The sequence below is a fragment of the Polaromonas sp. genome (assembly GCF_036676035.1).
GTDB lineage: Bacteria > Pseudomonadota > Gammaproteobacteria > Burkholderiales > Burkholderiaceae_C > Polaromonas.
On sequence record NZ_JAKFDR010000014.1, the window covers coordinates 1 to 1575 of the forward strand.

Sequence of the window (1575 nt, forward strand, 5' to 3'; positions counted from 1 at the left end):
GCATCCCAAGGATGCCGACCTGCTGCTGACCCTGGGCCGGCTGTGCGTGCAGAACCAGCTGTGGGGCAAGGCCAAGGAGTACTTCGAGAGCAGCCTGGTGTTTCAGCGCCACCCGGAAACCTGTGCGGAACTGGCCCGCCTGCTGACCCAGTTGGGCGAGGTCGAGCGCAGCAATCGATTGTTCCAGGAAGGCCTGGGACTGCTCGATCAGCGCCTGAGCGGTTTGCCGCTGTCCGAGCCGGCTCTGCACTAGCGCGGCCGGGGGATCCCGCGCCGGCGATTGGCCAGCGGTGGCAGGGCGCTACTCGCGGGAAGGCTGGCGGTGTTTGTCTTGAAAGGCCGAGGCGCTTTCCACTACCGTAGGCGCCCTTGCCACCGCCTTCGGAGCCGCCATGCCTCTGGCCAGCCCGCGTTCGTTATTCTTTCTCGCCTTTCTCGCTAGCCTGGCGCTGATGGGGGCCGCCCTCTATCTGGAGCATGTGGTCGGACTGGAGCCGTGCCCACTGTGCGTGGTGCAGCGGATCGCCGTGATCGGTTTCGGCCTGGTCTGCCTGATCGCTGCGCTGCACGCCCCCGGCACAGTCGGCCGCCGGGTCTACGCGGTGCTGGCGCTGCTGTTCGCTGCTGCCGGTGGCGCCACGGCCGGCCGGCAGATCTGGCTGCAAGGGGTGCCGGCGGACCAGCTGCCGGCCTGCCTGCCGAGCCTCGACTACATGATGGAAGCCCTGCCGTTCCAGGACATCGTGCGCCTGGTGCTACACGGCTCGGCCGACTGCGCCGAGGTCAACTGGACGCTGTTCGGCATGAGCATTCCCGAGTGGAGCCTGCTCGGTTTCGTCGCCATGGCGTTGTTCGCCCTGCTGCAGTTGTTGCGCCGGACCTGATGCCGGCCAGTCCGTGAGGGGCGGCCAGGCTCCTGTCGATGGCCCCGAAGCACGGCGGCGGCGCGGATTCCTGCCGAATTCGAGGGTGGGGGGATCCTGGCGAGTGCGCGTCCGCGCGTGCAAAAGCCGTGTTGCAGCGTGGTGCCTGGACCGGTCGCTGCACCTGCAGGCGTCAGGAATGATGCGGGCCACCGATTAAACGCTCGTATGAAATTTTCTCCATCGAGTGCCTTGATGGCGCAGGCCCGCGGGCATAATCTGCCTGCACGCACCGCCGGAAAGTTGCCATTCTGTGGGTGCCTTCCCAAAACCATGCACCGATTGACAAAAAAACGTCTCGGAGCGGACGTATAACAGGAATGCCGATAAGGGAAGTGAGGTCATCATGCTCGAGAGTTGTCAGAACGCCCAGGAACGTTGGGGTGGAGTTCACCTGCTGATTGACCGTTGGTTGCAAGAGCGCCGCGAACTGGTGGCGGCGTTTACCGCCATTAGCGATTCGCCGCAGGCGCCCAGCGCCAATGCGCAGACCTTGCTGAGGTTCTGCGAAGTCCTGGTCGACTATGTGTCGGCTGGACACTTCGAGGTCTACGAACAGTTGACCAGCGAGGCCAAGGCCTTCGGCGACCAGCGGGGTCTCGACTTGGCCCAGCAGATCTATCCGCGTATCGAAGCGATCACCGAAGTGGCG

3 protein-coding genes are annotated in these 1575 nt (G+C 64.8%); all 3 read left to right on the forward strand.

Features of this window, described 5'->3' with window-relative positions; all coding sequences use genetic code 11:
- On the forward strand, nucleotides 1-253 hold a 253-nt coding region (locus V6M61_RS03865), incomplete at its 5' end, for a heme biosynthesis protein HemY (RefSeq protein WP_442957724.1).
- A gap of 139 nt (nucleotides 254-392) precedes the next feature.
- On the forward strand, nucleotides 393-884 hold the full coding sequence (locus V6M61_RS03870) for a disulfide bond formation protein B (RefSeq protein WP_332775248.1): 492 nt from the start codon (nucleotides 393-395) through the stop codon (nucleotides 882-884).
- Between the two features lie 385 nt (nucleotides 885-1269).
- Nucleotides 1270-1575 (forward strand): Rsd/AlgQ family anti-sigma factor (locus tag V6M61_RS03875; RefSeq protein WP_332775249.1); only part of this gene is annotated, 306 nt, incomplete at its 3' end.

Bases quoted from the DNA above. Each gene is read 5' to 3' on its own strand.
- V6M61_RS03870 (WP_332775248.1), top strand. From the start codon at position 393: ATGCCTCTGGCCAGCCCGCGTTCGTTATTCTTTCTCGCCTTTCTCGCT.